Origin of the sequence: Arsenicibacter rosenii (assembly GCF_001870735.1) — a bacterium.
Taxonomy (GTDB): Bacteria; Bacteroidota; Bacteroidia; order Cytophagales; family Spirosomataceae; genus Arsenicibacter; species Arsenicibacter rosenii.
Map to the genome: position 1 here is coordinate 1 of NZ_MORL01000037.1, position 19,603 is coordinate 19,603.

Below are 19,603 nucleotides of genomic sequence, written 5' to 3' on the forward strand. Positions count from 1 at the left end.
GCCCTGCGCACCGCACGGGAGGGTGTGCGAAAGGCGCGGCGGCGCTACTGGCGCGATGTGCTGGCTTACGTGCGGCCGGAGTTTATCAGACGACAAAAACAGGCAGAAATACCTTTATTCCCATATACCGAAACCTACAATAAACCAGCAAATACGACAATGATCCGGAATTATCTCAAAATCGCGTGGAGAACCCTGCTGAAGCACAAGGGCTACTCATTCATTAACATTTTCGGGCTGGCTACGGGTATGGCTGTGGCCATGCTGATTGGCCTGTGGTTATACGATGAACTGTCGTACAACAAATCATTTGCCAACTACGACCGCATAGTGCAGGCCATGCAGCACCAGACCAGCAATAATAAAACAGGTACGCAGATTGCCATTCCGATTCCGCTGGAGGATGAGCTGCGCAACAAGTATGGCAGTTCGTTTAAATACATGGCCATGGCTTCCTGGCAGGGAAGCCGTATTCTGGCCTATGGCGACAAAAAAATCACGCAGCCGGGCAATTTCATGGGTGCCGATATACCCGAAATTCTGTCGCTGCCGATGATCAAAGGCAGCCGCGACGGCCTCAAAGACAATAACTCGATCCTGCTGTCGGCGTCAACGGCGAAATCGCTCTTCGGCGATGCCGACCCAATGGGCAAAATCATCCGCCTCGACAATAAATCGGATGTGAAAGTGACCGGCATTTACGAAGACTTTGCCCATAACAGTGATTTCCGGGAGCTGATGTTTATTGCGCCCTGGAAGCTGTATGTCAACACACAAACGTGGGTAAAAAAAGCATACGACGAACGCCAGTGGGGCAATAACTCCTTCCAGCTATTCGCACAACTCGCTGACAATGTGCAGCTCGACGCGATTAACGCGCGGATCAAAAACGTAAAGCTCGATAACGTTGGTCCTGAAGACCGGAAATACAAAGCCGAGATTTTTATGTACCCCATGTCGCGGTGGCACCTGTATAATGACTGGGAAGAGGGGGTCAATACCGGCGGCTATATCCAGTATGTGCGGCTGTTTGCGATTGTCGGCATTTTTGTGCTGTTGCTGGCCTGCATCAACTTCATGAATCTCAGCACCGCCCGCTCCGAAAAACGGGCCAAGGAAGTGGGCATCCGCAAGGCCGTCGGCTCGGTGCGTTCGCAGCTGATCAGCCAGTTCTTCAGCGAATCGTTTCTGATCGTCGGCATTGCCTTCGTGGGAGCAGTAAACCTGGTCTTACTGTTTCTGCCATGGTTCAACGAGGTGGCGGGCAAAGAAATGGATTTCCCGTGGACACAAGGCCTGTTCTGGCTGCTGAGCCTGGGCTTTATCGCCGTTACCGGCCTGCTGGCGGGCAGCTATCCGGCGTTGTATCTTTCGTCGTTTCAGCCGGTTAAAGTCCTCAAAGGCACGTTCAGGGTCGGCCGGTTTGCGGCCGTTCCGCGCAAGGTGCTGGTAGTGGTTCAGTTTACGGTGTCGGTGACGCTCATTATCGGCACGGTCATTGTCTATCGTCAGATTCAGCACTCCAAAGACCGGCCTCTGGGCTACAATAACGACGGCGTGGTCATGATTCAGATGATGTCGCAGGACTTTTACGGTAAATATGACCTCCTGAAAACAGAACTGCTTAACGCCGGCGTCATCACCGACATGGCGGAGTCGTCGAGCCCGCTCACACAGGTCTGGTCAAATAACGGCGGCTTCTCATGGCCGGGCAAAAATCCGGACGTCAGCGGCGAGTTTAACACCATCTGGGTTACGCATGATTTCGGCAAAACCATCGGCTGGCAGTTTAAGGAAGGCCGCGATTTTTCGCGGCAGTTTTCGACCGATACCTCGGCGATTGTTGTCAATGAAGCAGCCGTTAAATTCATGGGCCTGACCGGGTCGCCGGTCGGGAAGGTGGTTACCTGGGGGAGCAGCCAGTACCGGATTGTCGGTGTGATCAAAGATATGCTGATGGAATCGCCGTATACACCGGTTTATCAGACGGTGTACATGATGAACTACGAAAACGTCAACTGGATGATTCTGAAACTGAATCCGGCCAGAAGTGCCAGTGAGTCAATAGCCGCCGTCGAAGCGACCTTTAAAAAGCTGATTCCCAACGCTCCGTTCGACTATAAATTTGCCGACGACGAGTTTGGCAAGAAGTTCACCTCTGAAGAACGGATCGGTAAACTGGCCGGAGGTTTCGCCGTGCTGGCCATCCTGATTTCGTGCCTTGGCTTATTCGGGCTCTCCTCGTTTGTGGCCGAACAGCGGACGAAGGAAATCGGCGTCCGTAAAGTACTGGGGGCCTCGGTACTGAACCTGTGGGGGCTGTTGTCCCGCGATTTTATCCTGCTGGTGCTGGTCGCGTTCTGCATCGCCACACCCATTGCCTGGTATTTCCTCGATGACTGGCTGTTGCAATACGAATACCGTACCGACCTGTCGTGGTGGATTTTTGCCCTTTCCGGTGTGGGCGCCCTGCTGTTGACACTGCTGACGGTCAGCTTCCAAAGCATCAAAGCCGCGCTGATCAATCCCGTTAAATCACTGAAATCGGAATAACTTATGAATGGAAAATGAGTAATGGACAATGAATAATGCTGTCTCTCATATCGGCATAGCCGCTCCTTATCAAGGTATGGCCTGACTGCTTACATTATTCATTTCACATTATTCATTATCCATTTCACATTACCCATTTTACATTATGTCAGAAACGCCGCCCCGTCTTGCTGACCGGCTTTTAACCTGGCTTTGTGCGCCCCACCTGCGGGAGGACGTCCTCGGCGACCTCCACGAGCGGTTTGCCCTGCGGGTCACCCGGGATGGGGCCGCTAAGGCACGGCGGCAATACTGGCGCGATGTGCTGGCCTACGTACGGCCGGAGTTTATCCGGCGACAGCCCGAACCGGCAACCGCTCTTTACCCGATACCGGAATACACAGAACCAACAAATACGACAATGCTTCGAAACTACCTTAAAATCGCCTGGCGAAATCTGCGTAAACAGCAGGGTTTCACCGTCATCAATATTTCAGGACTGGCGCTGGGACTCGCCTGCTGCCTGCTCATTTCTCTTTACGTGCTCGATGAGCTGAGCTATGACCGGTTCCATACCAAAGCCGACCGGATTTACCGGATTAACTCGGATATTCATTTCGGGGGCAACGACATGCATTTTGCCGTTTCGCCTGATCCGCTGGGAGCAGCCCTGAAAAAAGACTACCCGCAGGTAGAAGCCTATACCCGCCTGCACCAACGGGGTACATGGCTGGTCAAACGGACGGATGAGGTACAGAGCCGGAGCGAAAAAGACATTATTTTCGCCGATTCTACCCTGTTCGATGTCTTCACCCTACCGCTCGTTGCCGGTGCGGAACCCAAACGGGCACTGGCCTCCCCCAATTCAGCGGTCATCAGCGAATCGGCTGCCAAACGGTATTTCGGCGATCAGCAGGCCGTAGGCAAGACACTGACCTTCGACAACCGGCTGACGTTTACCGTGACGGCTGTCATGCGCGATATACCGCTGAACAGCCATTTCCGGACCGACTTTTTCCTGTCGATGCAGAACGACGACTACCCGTGGGGGCAGTGGCTGAGCGTTAATCACCACACCTACATTGTGCTGAAACCAGGCACCGACCCGAAGGTCTTTGAACGGAATTTCGAGCAGGTAATTAAGACGTATGCGGGGCCGCAGGTCAAGCAGATTCTGGGAAGTACGCTGGAAGAGTTCACCAGGACCGGCAACTTCATGCGGTTCTGGCTGATGCCGCTGACCGAAATTCACCTGCGGTCGAAACAAACCATTGAGCTGGCTCCTAACAGCGACATCCAGTATGTCTATATTTTCTCGGCCGTTGCGCTGTTTATCCTGCTGATTGCCTGCATCAACTTCATGAACCTGGCTACGGCGCGGTCGGCCAAACGGGCCCGTGAAGTCGGCGTCCGGAAGGTGCTCGGTTCTGAACGCAGCCAGTTGATCGGGCAGTTTATGGCCGAGTCAATCCTGATGACAACACTGTCGCTGGTACTGGCCCTGGGCATTCTGACCACCGCTATGCCCCTATTCAACGAGCTCACCGGCAAAGACTTAACGCTGCAACGGCTGTTAACTCCCCGCATGGTGGCCGCTATTCTTTTGCTACCAATTGTGGTCGGCGTACTGGCGGGCAGCTATCCGGCCTTTTTCCTGTCGTCGTTCCGGCCGGTCCATGTGCTGAAAGGCACCGTCAAAAACAGTCTGAAGAGCCTGGATCTGCGGAGCGGGCTGGTGGTTTTTCAGTTTGCCACCTCGGTTTTGCTCATCGTCGGAACGCTGGTGGTTTACCGGCAGATTCATTACATCCAGACAAAAAAACTGGGCTTCGACCGTGATCAGCTGCTGGTTATCAACGAGGTATACGGTCTGGGCAATACCGGTCCCGAAACGTTCCGGAAAGAGGTATTGCAGTTGCCCGGCGTGGTTGCCGGTAGTTTGTCCGGTTTCCTGCCAACCCCGTCGAACCGGAACGACAGCGGCTTTTTCCCGGAAGGCGAAACAGATCCGGCCAAAAGCCTGAACATGCAGAGCTGGGCCGTCGATTACGATTATGTGAAAACCCTGGGCATGGACATTAGTCAGGGCCGCAATTTTTCCCGCTCGTTCGGGACCGACTCCGCCGGGATCATTCTGAACGAAACGGCCGTTAAAATACTCGGGGTCAAGAACCCGATTGGCATGCGTATCTACCGTTTTAATGATCCGGAAGGGAAAACCCATAAAACTTACAAAGTCATCGGGGTTGTCAAAAACTTCCACTTTGAGTCGCTGCGGAGTAACATTGGCGCACTATCATTGGTGCTGGAGCCCAACACCACCTCAGCGGTATTCCGGCTTAGCAAAACGGCCGATATGCCGGCCATAATCAGCCAGATCGAAGCCAAATGGAAGGCAATGGCGCCGGGACTGCCGTTCAACTATTCCTTTTTACAGGATAATTTCGATCAGGTTTATAAAACTGAACAGCGGATCGCCTCGGTGGTACTCCTCTTCTCGGCGCTCGCGATCCTGATTGCCTGTCTGGGTCTGTTCGGGCTTGCCGCCTTCATGGCCGAACAGCGGACGAAAGAGATCGGCGTCCGCAAAGTGCTCGGGGCCAGTGTCACCAGCGTTGTGGCCCTGCTTTCGAAAGACTTCCTGAAGCTTGTTCTGATGGCAATCATCATTGCCTCGCCGCTCGCCTGGTACGTCATGAACCAGTGGTTAGAAGACTTCGCCTACCGCATCACCATCGACTGGTGGGTGTTTGTGCTGGCCGGATTACTGGCCGTTGGCATTGCCCTCCTGACGGTCAGTTTCCAGAGTATCAAGGCGGCACTCATCAACCCCGTAAAATCGCTGAAATCGGAATAATCTTTTAAATGGATAATGGACAATGAGTAATGAATAATGCTGTCCCTCACATCGGCATGGCCGCTCATCATCAAGGTATTGCCTGACTGCTTACATTATCCATTTCACATTATCCATTACCCATTATTCATTATGTCCCAAACTCCGCCCCGCCTTGCCGACCGGCTACTGGCCTGGTTCTGTGCGCCCCACCTGCGTGAGGACGTCCTCGGCGACCTCCACGAGCGGTTTGCTTTGCGGGTTGTACGGATGGGACTACCAAAGGCAAGGCGGCAATACTGGCGCGATGTGCTGACCTATGTGCGGCCGGAGTTTATCCGGCGTCCGAAACAAGCCTATACACCCGAATATCCTGTTTCAACCAACCTTCCTATGTTTCGCAATCACGTAAAAATTGCCCTGCGCTCACTTAGCCGGCATAAGCTGTACACGTCACTTAACATAGCCGGGCTAGCCTTCGGCCTCACCTGTTTTCTGCTGATTGGCCTTTATCTGTTCGATGAACTGACGTTCGATCAGCAGCATAGCAAACAGGCCCGGATTTACCGCGCCATCCAGTATACGAAAACCCCTGCCGACGAGGTCACGGTTGCCGCTTCCAGCTACAACGTTTCGGAACAGTCACCCCGCCACATCAGCGATATCGAAAACACGGCGCGGCTGGTGCGCCTGGGCAGGGCCAATATGACCAATCCGGCCAACAACAACGCTTTTCAGGAAACGGTCACCCTCGGCAATAAAGGCTTACTTGAGGTTTTTGATTTTGAAACGCTCGACGGCGACGGCAAATCGGCGCTGAATGAGCCGAACTCGGTTGTGATGACCGAAGCTTTTGCCCAACGGCTGTTTCAGACCAGCGATGTGGTCGGCAAAACGGTTTCTCTGGATTTTATCCCCGACAAGGCACTGACGATTACCGCCGTTCTGAAAAACCACCCGCGTAATTCGAGCTTTGATTTTAATTACCTGTTGTCCGAAGAAACGCTTAATCACCTGCCCCGTTTTCAGCAGCAAACGTCTGACTGGCTGTCGCAGTCCTACCAGACTTTTTTTCTGCTGAAAGAGCAGGCCGACCCTGCCATAGCTGCGCAGAAAATTAACGCGTTGCTGGCGGCCAACGCGAAGCCGGAGCCTGGCACACAGGTACGTTACAGCCTGCAGCCACTGGCCGACATGCACCTGTACTCTCAGCACATCACCGACGGCGCACGGAACGGGAATGTACAGAGTATGGTCCGGGGGACGCTGCTCTACATCCGTATTTTTGCCATTGTCGCGCTGTTTGTTCTCCTGATCGCCTGCATCAACTACATGAATCTGGCCACGGCCCGGGCCGCCAACCGGTCGAAGGAAATCGGGGTCCGAAAGGCAAACGGGGCATTCCGCAGCCATCTGATCGGGCAGTTTCTGACCGAATCGCTGGTGGTTACGGCCGTTGCCTTCCTGCTGGCTATTCTGGCAGTCAACCTGGTACTACCCGCTTTCAACGAGTTTACCGGCAAAGACCTGTCGCTCGGCTTCCGGACCGATTACCGCATCTGGCTGCTGGCGGTTACTGCCCTGGTGATTACCAGTCTGCTCTCGGGCAGCTATCCGGCTTTTTTGCTCTCCCGGTTCAGTCCGCTGCTGTTGCTGAAAAGCGTCCGGTTTTCGAATAAAAGCGACCTGTCTCTGCGAAAAAGCCTGGTGGTATTTCAGTTTACGATTTCGGTGGTGATGATGGTCTCGACCATCGTGCTGTACCGGCAGGTGCGTTTTGCCAATAACAAAGACCTTGGCTTCAAAAAGGACCTGCTGCTGGTTGTAGACATCAACAGCGGAAAGGTCAGAAACGGCGCGGCTACCATTCAGGCCGAATTCGGCAAGCTTCCTTCCGTTGAGCAGGTATCGGTTACCTCACGGGTGCCGGGTGAGTGGAAAAATATCCCGCTTGTCAAAATAAAACAGGAAGGCAGCACCCGGGAGCCCCAAATCGCTTATATCCTCGGGGTTGACGAGCAGTTCAATCAGACGTTTGCCGTCCGGTTGCTGAAAGGCCGGAATTTCGCCGGTCTGGCCGATTCGTCGTCGGTTATTCTGAACGAAACGGCGGCCAAAGCGCTCCACATCAAGGAACCCTCCGAACAACTGATCGATATACCGGCCATGGCTTTCGGCGGGAGTTTCATGCCGGTTTATGAAACAAATCAATCATTCAAAGTACGGGTGATCGGTATCGTGAACGACTTTCATTTCCAGTCGATCCGCGAAAAAATTGCGCCGATGGTCCTGGCCTACCAACGGAATCCGGTCACCACTATCGACTATTTCACCGCGCGGGTTGACGGGCACGACATACCGGCTACACTGGCTGCCATGAACAAGATCATGACCGGCATCGACCCCGCCCACCTGCTCGAATACCATTTTCTCGACGATCAGCTGGCGCTGTTTTATCAGGAAGATCAGCGGCGCGAAACCATGCTGATCTGGGTGTCGCTGGCTACCATATTCATTGCCTGCCTAGGCCTGTTCGGTCTGGCGACCTATGCTGCCGAGCAGCGCATCAAGGAGATTGGCGTACGCAAGGTACTCGGTGCCAGCACCTTCAGTCTGACGGCCCTGTTATCCGGAGATTTCCTGAAACTGGTACTGATTGCCAACGCCATTGCGTTCCCGGTTGCGTGGTGGGCGACCAATAAATGGCTGGAAGAGTTTGCCTACCACATCGAAGTGGAATGGTGGATGTTCCTCGTCTCCGGTCTGGCGGCCATTTTCATTGCCCTCCTGACGGTCAGTTACCAGGCCATCAAAGCGGCCATGGTCAATCCGGTGAAATCGCTTAGATCGGAGTAGATGGCTAATGGCAGCGTAGCGACAAGGTATGCCATGCCTTGTCGCTACGCTGACCTTACCCCGTTTTTAAGAGGGCCCGATGTATTTCCAGTTTTTGGGCTCCCGCAGCGTGACTTCCGGGACGGGCAGCAGCGCCGCCTCGGAAGCGACCTCTCCGTAGCGGACGTATTTCGTTCCGCAGATAACCCAGCCGTTTTGCGTACGGCAATCGGCGGGAGAAACGCCCATTTTCCGGGCGGCGGCGGTCACCAGCATTGTGCGGGCCACAGCGCCAGCCTGCCGGTAGCGGTCAAATGCCTGTTTGGCCGTTCCGGAACCGCCCGTTGAGCGATAGACCGGTTTGCCGGTAAAATTGGCAGTCTGCCCCGGCAGACCCGTTTCGATCTTGATTTTGTTCAGGTCACAATCGAGTTCCTCGGCAATCAGCATCGGCAAGGTCATCCAGACCCCCTGCCCCATTTCTGCTTTTGACAGCATGACATGGATGCTGCTGTCCTTACCGATTTTCAGAAACGCACTAAGCTGTGTATACGTTTCGTCCGGTTCATTGGTGTCTGCCAGCGCCGGCGTTCCAATGCCTATCAGGAGGTCACCTCCGGTAAGGGCCTCTACTTTCAGAAAATAACGACGATTCATCAGGTTGTTGTTTACTACTATATGATTAGTCTGATTGAATGATGGGCATGATTTCCTTTTACGCATCATCTCTCAGCTTATGTATCAGCAAATTTCCGGCCAGTTCCCTATCCTCACAAGACAGCCGCCCTGTATACGATGCATCACCCGCCCTTTTTCCATCACTGCGGCAACCACTCTTTCACTCTTTCACTCTTTCACTCTTTAAAAATACCGCCGGCAGCACAAACGCTTCCATAATCCGGTCGACCTGCGGATGGGCATAATACTGGTTGTAGGCCCTGGCCGTCACCACCACCACGAGCGGCTGATCCCTGAACACGAAGATTTTGTTTCCGCCATTGCCCGTACAGTAGTAGGTTTCATACGCCTTGCCCTGTACCTGATAGGTCTTGTTCCAGAACAGATAGCCGTAGAACTCATCCGGCCGGTCGGGCAGCGGTTTATGGTGTTGAAACGACTGCTGCACCCATGCCGCCGGTAACACCTGCCGGCCATTCCAGCGGCCATTGTTTTTGTACAGCTGACCGAATTTTGCAAAATCCAGGGCTTTCATCCGGATACCACCCGCCATGCTGACCGCTTTCTGCGGCGTATACGACCACTGATGGGTCGTGATCCCCAAAGGCCCGAACAGCTTCCGGTTTGCGTACTGCTCCAGCTGACCGGGTACTGACTTATTCAGCACATCGCCCAGCAGCACAACGCCGGTCGTGAAGTAATGCCATTTACCCCCGAATTTCTGCGGCAACACCGGCAGGTCAAGCGCAAACTTAATCCAGTCGGGCGTCGGGTACATGTTTTCTTCATTGCCCGGCGAGCTGTCGTCGCTATCGTCGCCATCGAAGGCCGAACTCATGGTCAGCAATTCGGCCAGCCGGGTATCGGCCTTGGCCTGCGAGTAATTAGCATACTGTTTCAGGTTATAAAAAGCCGATAACGGCTGCTCCACGCTTTTCAGATACCCATCCTGCAAGGCAATGCCGGTCAGCGCGGAGGCAAAGCTTTTCCCCACCGACCGTACATCGTGCAGCGAATCGCGGGTAGCGCCATTGAAGTACTCTTCGATCAGGATTTTTCCGTTTTGCAGCACCACCACACTCGTAATATTCCGGAAAACACCCGCGTCAATATTTCCTTTCAACACCTTGATTTTGTCGGTATCAAACAACTCCCCGGACACCGGCAGGCCGGCATACGGTTTCGGCGCTGTCAGCCGCACGGCCGCCACATTGATGACGGGCTTACGGTTTACATCCAGTCGCAACTCGCCGGAAGCGATCAGCTCACCAACCACCGGCCTGGCGTAATTCACATAGGCCCGGATATCGAGCCGGAAGACATGTGGTCCGTCCGTCAGCGCCTGATCCCCGCCGTTATAGATAAACCGCCCCCATGCCGACTGACTCCACCAGGCGCCTTCGTGCTGGTTATCAATCAGGGGTTTCCGGATCAGGGTTTCGGTATTTTTGATGCGGGCATAGGGTGCGCCGGGGTGCAGGTTGCTCTGGTAAATCTGCCGGCCATCGACAAAAAACGTAAACTGGTAACCGCCGTTTTTTGTAAGCGAATCGGCCGGTAAATCAGGCGCTATCCGGTGCATGTAATTGGTCAGCGACGTACCCATAAACACCGTCATGAACAGGTTACTTTTGTTGGTCAGCGTGTACTGGTGCAGAAAGTCGGACTCCCGCAGCGAGGCCAGCGGAATGTCTTGATCAGTGAAACTAATTTTACCGACGTTGGCCCGGTGAATGTCAGCAGTAATACCCTGGGTACTGACAAATTCCGGCGACTGCGCTACGGCAACACCGGCAAAAAGCAGCGCGAACAGGATGTGATAAATGCGGCTTTGCATGAGCATGTTGAAAAGAAAACAGCGCAAAATGGCCGTAAAACCCGTCCGGAGCGCCCCAACTTATAAATCGGGCACTCTTTTCAGCCCGTTTTTAAAGCTTGCCGGTGTTTCTCCTACCATTTCCTTAAACGTCCGGTTGAATGTTGTTTTCGAGTTAAAGCCCGAATCAAAGGCAATTCCCAGAAGCGTGATCCGGTCGTAGGCAGGGTCTTTCATTTTGCGGATAACTTCATTGACACGGTATTCATTGATCAGATCATTGAAGTTTTTGCCGGTTCCCAGATTGATGATCCGCGACAATTCATTCGGGTGCAGCTGTAAATCCTCCGCCAGCGAACGAAGGGTCAGGCCGGCATCCAGGTAAAACAGGTTGGCTTCGAGCTGTTGCCGCAGCCAGCGCCCTTTTTCCAGCAGCCCGGGGGTAGGTGCTTCGGCCTCCGTAGCGACGGTCTTTGGTTTGTCAACCGCCACGATCACCAGTTCGGGCCGCAAAAATGACTCCGCCCCGATCCAGATCGTCATAAAGGCAAGGAGTAAATACAGCGGGTAGTAACTGACAATGCCCAGCCGGTAGTCGTAGACCACGTAATCGACCAGGGTATACGGTATCCAGGCAAGCCAAAGCAGCCCGAAAAGCACCAGCAAGCGCTGCAACCACCGCGACTGATACCGGCCGGCATCGCTCAGCTGACCGGCCACGTCGCGGTCGAATGCCCGAAGCCGCTTTAGCGACAGCACCAGGTAAACCGTTACCGAAACAATGGCCCCCAGTTGTAGTACCGGATTCCATAGCCCAAAGACCGTTGTGTTGTAGGTCGGCTGCTGCGTCTGCCAGCTTTCCCGGATTTGCAGCAGTTGTACGGCCTGCTCCGGCAGCAACGGACTCAGGTGCCACAGCTCGCGGGAACGGATGTGCCAGGCCGGATCGGTAAGTTTACGGACGTAGAAATACAGCAGCGGCCCGATGGTCAGCGAATACTGAAGCGGCCACCAGCTCCAGCGCGGACTATACCGGCCCAGATCAATGTCAATCGCCGCGACCCAGACTATCCAGAGCACAATCGTCAGCAGGACCAGTCCCAGAAACCGGTTCGCGCCCTGATTGATCCGCCGGGCAAACAGCAGCAGAAAGCCAAACGTAGCCCCGACGAAAATAGCCGCAAAAAACAAAAGGTCATACAGGTTGATACCGAACTGAGGTTTCATAAACGGGTTCAGAAAGCATGAAAAACTGTTTTCCCGGCTGCCTGCAACCGGATCGCTTTCACCGAACCGGTTCCCCGGAACCCGTAGGCGATACCGACGATCGACAGCTTCTTCACCGGCAGATCGGCCACGTAGGCGATCTGATTATTGATCCGGTAATAGAGCTTATGCCCGTCGCTGTAACAGCTTACCTGCACCCAATCCCTGAAATCAACGCCCAGCCGCGACAGATCGGCCGATTTCCCGGATACGCTCCGGGAACCGTCCATCAATCCCAGTTCCGAAACGCAGCCTTTGGCCGACAGCGGTATGGTAATCGGCATATCGTCGGTAATGAGGCCGATCCATGAAAACTGACAGGCTGCGGCGCCTTCGCTATAATCGTTTTTCAGCGCACAGCTAAAGCTGAATTCCGTTACGGGGACAGGTTCGAAATTACCGACATGCGCATATTTCACCAGCGGCGCTTCGGGTTGTAGGGGGATATTTTTATCCTGAATCACTGAAACGGGCAGCTGCAACCTGTCTGCGTGTATAAACGCAGAGGGCGTAACATACACCGGAACGGGCGTTTTGCTGATGATCCCCAGCCACCCGTCGGTCGGGACCAGTAACGAATGTTCCTTTACAACCTCGTTACCAACCAGCAACTTAGCCCGGTAGTATCCCGGCTCGTAATAGATAGCAGTATGGGTTTGCCCGTTTTTGGAAACATGCTCACGGCGTGACGGATCCCATGACTGCTGAATAAATACCGAATCATCGGGAGCGGCCGATGCATCATAGCTGAAAATCACCGAGTTCGGGATACTACGCGTTACCGGCTTACTGGTAAAACGGTATTCTACCGCATCGACCCGCGCGTGCTTTTGCTCAAAGGCAGCTATCCCCAGTAAGACAAGCATCATGGCCCCACCAGCTATCCAGCCAAACCGGCGCCAGTCGATTTTTTTCGTGAGTGGCTCTGCGGGCATGCCGGTTTCTGCGGGCATGCCGGTTTCTGCGGGCATGCCGGTTTCTGCCGGCAACGTGCCCGTTTCTTCGGTAGCCTGTGAGCGCACAAACTTCCGCCAGTCGGCAAAACCGGCAAACTGAGCCAGCGTATTCAACGTCGTCCCGCTCGGCATGTGCTGATAATCCACCCGCCCCCAGATACGACGCAGCGTACTGGCACTGAGCGACACACCGGTTTCGTCCAGAATCCGGTGCTGCAGGTTCTCAAAATCAATACTGGTCCAGGTTTGGCTCGCCCCCCAATCGAGTTTCTGCTCGATCAGCTGCTTGCAGCGGAGCAAATCAGCCGATTCAGAAATCATTATTAATCAGTGTGATAGAAATTGAAAAAACGTGAGTCATGCATGATTTTACGGAAACGGGGATTCCGGATACGTTTGCCGCAGTTAACTGATTCCGGTACAAGTAACCCTTTATTGTATGATCAAGCTGATGCAACCCTTTGCCTTACCAACGATGCTTCACCGTGTTTTCGTCAATGCCAGTCCCGCTCTATGTTTGATCCGGATGTTCTGGCTGGCCCTGTTCAGTTACGGATCGTTGAGTGCACAGAAAACTCCTCCCCGCAAACCAACGGAACTCCGCATTCCGATGACAGACCAGTACCAGACGGGAGCCGTCCTGAATGAGTCTGGCTGGAACCATGTCAAACTGGTTGTCTCCGGCCGGCAGCTGAAAGTGTACGTTAACGACATGACAAAGCCGGCAATGATTGTGCCGGAGCTGGAAGGGCCCGGTTTGTCTGGGGGCATTTCGCTGAACGGAGCCGTCAACTATGCGAATCTGGACATCAGGCCCGACGCCACGGCCGGTATCGAGCTCATGAAATAACATCAGTCAACCTGCAAACTACTTTCCAGTATGATACGCAATCAGTTAATGGTCGCATTCCGCAATTTCCGGCAGCAAAAAGGATTTACGCTGGTGAATATTGCCGGACTGGCAATCAGCCTTGCCAGTGTGATGCTCATCTATCTGTATATCATTGACGAAGACGGTTTCGACCGGTTTCATCCCGATGCGGACAACCTCTATATTCTGGGTACTCACCTGAAGAAAAACGAAACCGAGCAGACCTCGGCGTATGCGGCCGGTGCCTGGTTGAAAGCCATTCAGCAGAATTTCCCGGCCGTGACGGGAGGAACACAACTCGTATCGCTGGGCTACCCGGCCTCTTTCAGACCTGCCGGGACGGATAATATCCTGTTGTCGGAAAATGTTTTCTGGGTAACCCCGGGCTTCACCGATCTATTTTCATTCCCGCTGCTACAGGGTAATCCGGCTACTGTTTTTGCAAAACCGAACGCCATTGTTCTTAGTGCGTCTGTTGCCCGCCAGCTTTTCGAAGCCACTAACCCTATTGGTAAAACACTGGAAACCAGCCACATTTACGCCACTGACAATAAGTACATTCCGCTCATTGTCACCGGTGTGCTTGCCGACTATCCGAAGAACTCACACATTCAGCCCGACTATCTGATCAGCTCGGGAATGCTCCGGCCACTGATGACTGCCAATAACAGCAACTGGCTGGAAAACTGGGGTGACAATAACGGCTATTTTCTGACCTACCTGCGCATCGCCCCCAACACCGACGTCGGCAAGCTTGCCGGGGCATTTAACCGGATTGTGCAGCGTAATGTGCAGAAAAGGCCCGCCAGTTCGATGGAACCCGTTATCCGCCCGCTGAAAAATGTACACTTCGATGAGGAGCTTGGTACCAGCTACAACAACAGCCGGATTGCCAGCAAGAAATACCTGTACATTTTTGCGTCAACAGCCTTGCTGGTCATTCTTATTGCCAGTATCAACTACATGAATCTGGCCACGGCAAGAGCCATCCGGCGCGCCAAAGAAATAGGCATCCGGAAGGTAATGGGCAGTAACCGGTTGCAACTGGCCGGCCAGTTTCTGGGCGAATCCCTGCTAACCACCGCTTTTGCGCTGTTAGCAGCCTTCGTGCTGGCGATTATTCTGTTACCTGTGTTTAACGGCATGACGGGCAAACAATTCGGGCTGCTTCATCTCCTGCAAGGCAGGCAAGTGGGCGCTGTCTTGCTGACGACCTTACTGGTTGGCCTGCTGGCCGGTAGTTATCCGGCGCTGTATCTGTCCGGCCTGTTACCGATCCAGGTCTTAAAAAATGTCCGGATAGCCAATAGCGGCGCAGACCGGTTACGCAAAGGCCTGATTATTCTGCAATACACCATTTCCATGCTGCTGCTTATGTCAACGGGCTTTATGATGAAGCAGATGGCCTTTATTCACCAGTCAACCCTGAGCCGCACCGGTGACCAGCTTTTGTCGGTACGCTGGTCAGGGATGGCGTCACTCAGCAACTACCTGTCGCTCAAGGCACGTATTCAGGAAGACCCCGAGCTATCGGTGGTTACGCTGGCCAATCACCTGCCGAATCAGGATTACTTCGGCTCATTAGACCATACGGTATCATTTCCTCAGTTAAGCAACCAGTCCTACACGTGGGGAGGCATTAACGGAGATTATGATTTACCGCAGGCATTTGGTCTCAAACTAATTACGGGCCGACCATTTATGCACGGTAATACCGCCGATTCTGCTGCGTATCTGGTGAATGAAAGCGCAGTGAAAGCCCTGGGCCTTTCTATCGACAATATTGTTGGTAAGCGACTGACCATCAAACGGTCTTTTGAGGATGTTAGTCAACAAAAAGAAGGTACCGTCATCGGTGTTGTGCAGGACTTTCCGTACCGCTCGGTGCGTCATGTGATTGCTCCTCTGGTTATCAGTTCACGACCGGCACCGGACGACCGGATCATGTATGTTAAACTGCCGGCCGGCAAGTTTCAGGAGAAAATTGCGGTGGTAGAATCGCGCTGGAAACAGGTATTACCCGGTATTGGATTCGATCACTGGTTTATGAGCGAGGAATTCGGCCGGATGTACGAATCAGAAAACCGGATGTCGGACCTATTCAAAGCGTTTTCCCTGTTATCCATCCTGATTGCCAGCCTCGGGCTCTTTGGCTTATCATCGTATCTGGCCGAACGCCGCACCAAAGAAATCGGCATCCGCAAAGTTCTGGGCGCCTCCTTGCCCGAAATAATGCGCCTGTTGCTGATGCCGTTTCTATCGCTGCTGGTCATCGCCTGTGCACTGGCCCTGCCGGTAAGCTGGTTGCTGATACACCGGTGGCTTCAGGATTTTATGTACCAGGTCAGTATGGATGCTCTTGTTTTTCTGATCAGCCTGTTCGTGGTGTTTTTTCTGACGCTGCTGGTGGTAAGCTACGAAACGATCCGGGCAGCACGGGTAAACCCCGTCAAAAGCCTGCGGGCCGAATAAGCGCGGAAAGCCGTTCCCTAAATTTCAAAAAAATCGGCCACCGGTCCTCCTGTGATTACATCCGCGCAGCCTGAACTGTCCACCAGCGTACAACCATTGTCCGGTAGCGGACAGTTCAGCAGACGTATTTCATTGAAACAGGCCCATTCTCCCCGGAATGGGCCTGTTTTCGTAACTGGCCTGCCATTTGTTATACATTTACATAAGTAATCTTCAGCGCATGAAAGGAACGTACTTAGGCGAGTTCGAAGAAGTGGTATTGCTGGCCGTAGCCATCCGCGCGGGCGACGCTTACGGGGCAGCCGTTGTCAACGAAATCGAACAGCAAATGGGGCGGTCGGTCAATTTAGGGGCGGTCCATTCGGCCCTCAACCGGCTTCAGGAAAAGGGACTGGTCAGCTCCGAAATGGGCGGCGTCACGGCTGAACGCGGCGGTCGCCGCAAACGGCTCTATACCGTAACCGTCTACGGGCGCCGGATACTGGACGAAGTCCGGCAATTGCGTAATCAGATGTGGAATGCCATTCCGGGATTTAATTAATAGATAATGTGCCATGGATAATGCGCCGATAAAACGCACGAACCACTCATTGTCACCCATTATCCTTTACAAAACCCATGTCTCCAACCCCGCCCCGCCTGGCTACGCGCCTGCTGCACTGGTTTTGCCCGCCCCACCGCGCCGAGGAGCTGGAGGGCGACCTCGACGAACTGTTTCAGCAGCGCGTCCGCGAGGCTGGCCTGCGACAGGCTCAGTGGCGGTATGTCCGCGATGTGATTAGTTTGATGCGGCCGTCACTGCTGCGCCAACCCCATGATTATCAAACCCATTCAACAAATACGATCATGATCCGGAATTATGTTAAAATTGCCTTTCGGGGGCTGCTGAAAAACAAGGTTTATTCAGCCATTAACATTGGCGGGCTGGCCGTGGGTATGGCCATAGCCATGCTGATCGGTTTGTGGATATATGACGAAGTATCGTTTGACCGCTACTTCCGGAATTATGACCGGATTGCCAAGGTGATGCATCGCGGCATCTTCAACGGGGAGGTGTTTCATTCCGAATATAATCCGGCTCCCATGGGTCAGGAGCTGCGGACCATCTATGGCGACAATTTTACGCATGTCGTCATGTCGTCCTGGACAGCCGATCATATTCTGGCGTACAACGATACAAAACTGACCCGAAAAGGGAATTACCTTAGTGCCAATGCACCCGATATGTTCTCCCTGACGATGCGGCGGGGTACACGGGCCGGGTTAAAAGATCCGAATTCGGTTTTGCTGTCGGAATCAACGGCCCGGGTCTTGTTCGGTGATACCGACCCACTGGGTAAACTGATGAAGATCGATAACAAACTGGATGTAAAAGTAACGGGGGTATACGAAGACTTCCCGTATAACACTGAGTTCAGGGATATGACCTTTATTGCCCCGTGGGACCTCTATCTGGCATCGAACAACTGGGTAAAACAGGCGCAGGATAATGCAGAATGGGGGAATTTTTCCTGGCAGGTATTGGTGCAGCTGGCACCGAATGCCGCTTTTGACGCCGTGTCTGCCAAAATCAAAGATATCCGTTTGAAACACAATCCGGAGGTTGCCTTCATAAAACCGGCGGTATACCTGCTGCCGATGAGCCAGTGGCACCTCTATTCAGGCTGGGACAAGGCCGGAAACCTCGAAGGCCGGATTCAGTATGTATGGCTCTTTGGCATTATCGGTGTATTTGTACTGCTCCTGGCCTGCATCAATTTCATGAATCTGAGTACCGCCCGCTCCGAAAAACGGGCCAAGGAAGTTGGTATCCGGAAAGCCGTCGGCTCGGCACGCACCCAGATTATCAGCCAGTTTTTCAGTGAATCCCTGCTGGTTGTCGCACTGGCGTTCCTGGCCGCTATCCTGCTGATGCTGCTTGTATTACCGGCGTTCAACGAGATTGCCGACAAACAAATCAGTATAGCATGGGGGAACCCTGTTTTCTGGATAATCAGCCTTGGCTTCTGCTTGTTCACAGGCTTAATCGCCGGTAGTTATCCGGCCTTTTATTTATCCTCTTTTCAGGCAGTTAAAGTACTAAAAGGCACCTTTAAAGTCGGCCGGTTTGCGGCCGTTCCGCGTCAGGTACTGGTAGTGATTCAGTTCACCGTTTCGGTAACCCTCATTGTGGGGACCATCATCGTGTTCAGGCAGATTCAGTATGCGAAAGACCGGCCGGTTGGCTACGACCGGAGCGGGCTGATTACCGTAGCGATGAACACGCCGGAATTACAACAGCATTACAACGCCCTGCGCGACGCCCTGAGGCAAACCGGCGCGGTTGTCGATATGTCTACCTCGTCGGCTCCGGCAACGGATCTGAACTCGAAGAATACCGGATTTTCCTGGGAAGGTAAAGACCCGAACTTCAAGGATTATTTCGGCACCATTGCCGTTTCCCATGATTTCGGCAAAACCGTGGGCTGGCAGTTTGTGCAGGGCCGTGATCTTTCCCGGCAATACGCCAGTGATTCATCCGGTATGATACTGAACGAAACGGCCGTGCGGTATATGGGCCTTAAACATCCGGTCGGTATGCAGATCAAATGGAACGATACGCCCTACCGTGTTGTGGGAGTTATCAGGGATATGATCATGGAGTCGCCGTTTAAGCCCGTTACCCAAACCGTGTATATACTCAATTACGGCTGGGCCAATGTCATCAATATCAAGCTGAACCCTAATCAGAGCACACGCGAATCGCTGGCTAAGATTGCACCCGTCTTCCGCAAATTCAATCCGGGCAGTCCGTTCGACTATCAGTTCTCGGATCAGCAATACGCCTTAAAATTTGCTGCCGAAGAGCGGATCGGCAAGCTGGCATCCGGCTTCGCGCTCCTTGCCATTCTGATTTCCTGCCTTGGGCTATTTGGCATGGCCTCTTTCGTGGCCGAGCAGCGTACGAAGGAAATCGGTGTCCGCAAAGTACTCGGTGCTTCTATTATGAACGTGTGGCTGCTGCTTTCGAGGGACTTCTTACTGCTGGTACTCATCGCATTCGGCATCGCTACGCCTGTTGCGTGGTATTTTTTAAGCAACTGGCTGCAAAAATACGAATACCGGACCGACCTGTCGTGGTGGATTTTTGCCTTATCCGGTGCCGGTGCTCTCGGCATCACTTTGCTGACCATCAGCTACCAGAGCCTGAAAGCGGCCCTGATGAACCCGGTCAAATCCTTACGGTCTGAATAAACAGCATGGGGCGTGGAGCTCAGGGTAAATCCGGCTCCATCCGCTCTGCTCTATACACTCTGCTCTATGCCCAACAAACCGCCCCGCCTGGCTACGCGCCTGCTGCA

General features: G+C 53.5%; 11 protein-coding genes. 7 read left to right on the forward strand and 4 right to left on the reverse strand.

All coding sequences use genetic code 11. From position 1 onward, the window contains the following. Window positions 1–159 precede the first annotated feature (159 nt). The 3 genes from BLX24_RS28305 (at window position 160) to BLX24_RS28315 (ending at window position 8,224) form a co-directional block, all read left to right on the forward strand. The gene (locus tag BLX24_RS28305; protein ID WP_071506609.1) at window positions 160–2,553 is read left to right on the forward strand and encodes an ABC transporter permease; all 2,394 of its coding nucleotides are present in this window, start codon (window positions 160–162) and stop codon (window positions 2,551–2,553) included. A gap of 145 nt (window positions 2,554–2,698) precedes the next feature. Next, window positions 2,699–5,389: an ABC transporter permease gene (locus tag BLX24_RS28310; RefSeq protein WP_218160726.1), complete on the forward strand. Its 2,691-nt coding sequence runs from the start codon at window positions 2,699–2,701 to the stop codon at window positions 5,387–5,389. Between the two features lie 132 nt (window positions 5,390–5,521). Further along, window positions 5,522–8,224, forward strand: coding sequence for a permease prefix domain 2-containing transporter (locus BLX24_RS28315; RefSeq protein WP_083422233.1), 2,703 nt, complete (start codon window positions 5,522–5,524; stop codon window positions 8,222–8,224). 66 nt (window positions 8,225–8,290) lie between these two features. Here the strand turns inward: BLX24_RS28315 and BLX24_RS28320 are convergent, their stop codons facing one another. The 4 genes from BLX24_RS28320 to BLX24_RS28335 form a co-directional block, all read right to left on the reverse strand. After that, entirely contained in the window at window positions 8,291–8,860 is a 570-nt protein-coding gene (locus BLX24_RS28320; RefSeq protein WP_071506601.1) for a molybdopterin cofactor-binding domain-containing protein, read from the reverse strand. Window positions 8,861–9,041: 181 nt separating this feature from the next. Then, window positions 9,042–10,718 (reverse strand): serine hydrolase domain-containing protein, encoded by a 1,677-nt coding sequence (locus BLX24_RS28325; RefSeq protein WP_071506602.1) that lies wholly within the window; start codon window positions 10,716–10,718, stop codon window positions 9,042–9,044. A 60-nt stretch (window positions 10,719–10,778) separates the two neighbouring features. Then, a complete protein-coding gene (locus BLX24_RS28330; RefSeq protein WP_071506603.1) occupies window positions 10,779–11,924 on the reverse strand; it encodes a helix-turn-helix domain-containing protein in 1,146 nt (381 codons plus the stop codon). An 8-nt stretch (window positions 11,925–11,932) separates the two neighbouring features. Then, entirely contained in the window at window positions 11,933–13,240 is a 1,308-nt protein-coding gene (locus BLX24_RS28335; protein WP_071506604.1) for a helix-turn-helix domain-containing protein, read from the reverse strand. A 118-nt stretch (window positions 13,241–13,358) separates the two neighbouring features. Here BLX24_RS28335 and BLX24_RS32875 point away from each other — a divergent pair, with 118 nt between their 5' ends. The 4 genes from BLX24_RS32875 (at window position 13,359) to BLX24_RS28355 (ending at window position 19,496) form a co-directional block, all read left to right on the forward strand. Continuing rightward, complete coding sequence (locus BLX24_RS32875) at window positions 13,359–13,769, forward strand: LamG domain-containing protein (RefSeq protein WP_071506605.1); 411 nt, start codon at window positions 13,359–13,361, stop codon at window positions 13,767–13,769. Between the two features lie 30 nt (window positions 13,770–13,799). Continuing rightward, window positions 13,800–16,262: an ABC transporter permease gene (locus tag BLX24_RS28345; RefSeq protein WP_071506606.1), complete on the forward strand. Its 2,463-nt coding sequence runs from the start codon at window positions 13,800–13,802 to the stop codon at window positions 16,260–16,262. Between the two features lie 220 nt (window positions 16,263–16,482). Then, entirely contained in the window at window positions 16,483–16,803 is a 321-nt protein-coding gene (locus tag BLX24_RS28350) for a PadR family transcriptional regulator (RefSeq protein ID WP_071506607.1), read from the forward strand. Between the two features lie 77 nt (window positions 16,804–16,880). Next, on the forward strand, window positions 16,881–19,496 hold the full coding sequence (locus BLX24_RS28355; RefSeq protein WP_071506608.1) for an ABC transporter permease: 2,616 nt from the start codon (window positions 16,881–16,883) through the stop codon (window positions 19,494–19,496). Window positions 19,497–19,603: the final 107 nt, after the last annotated feature.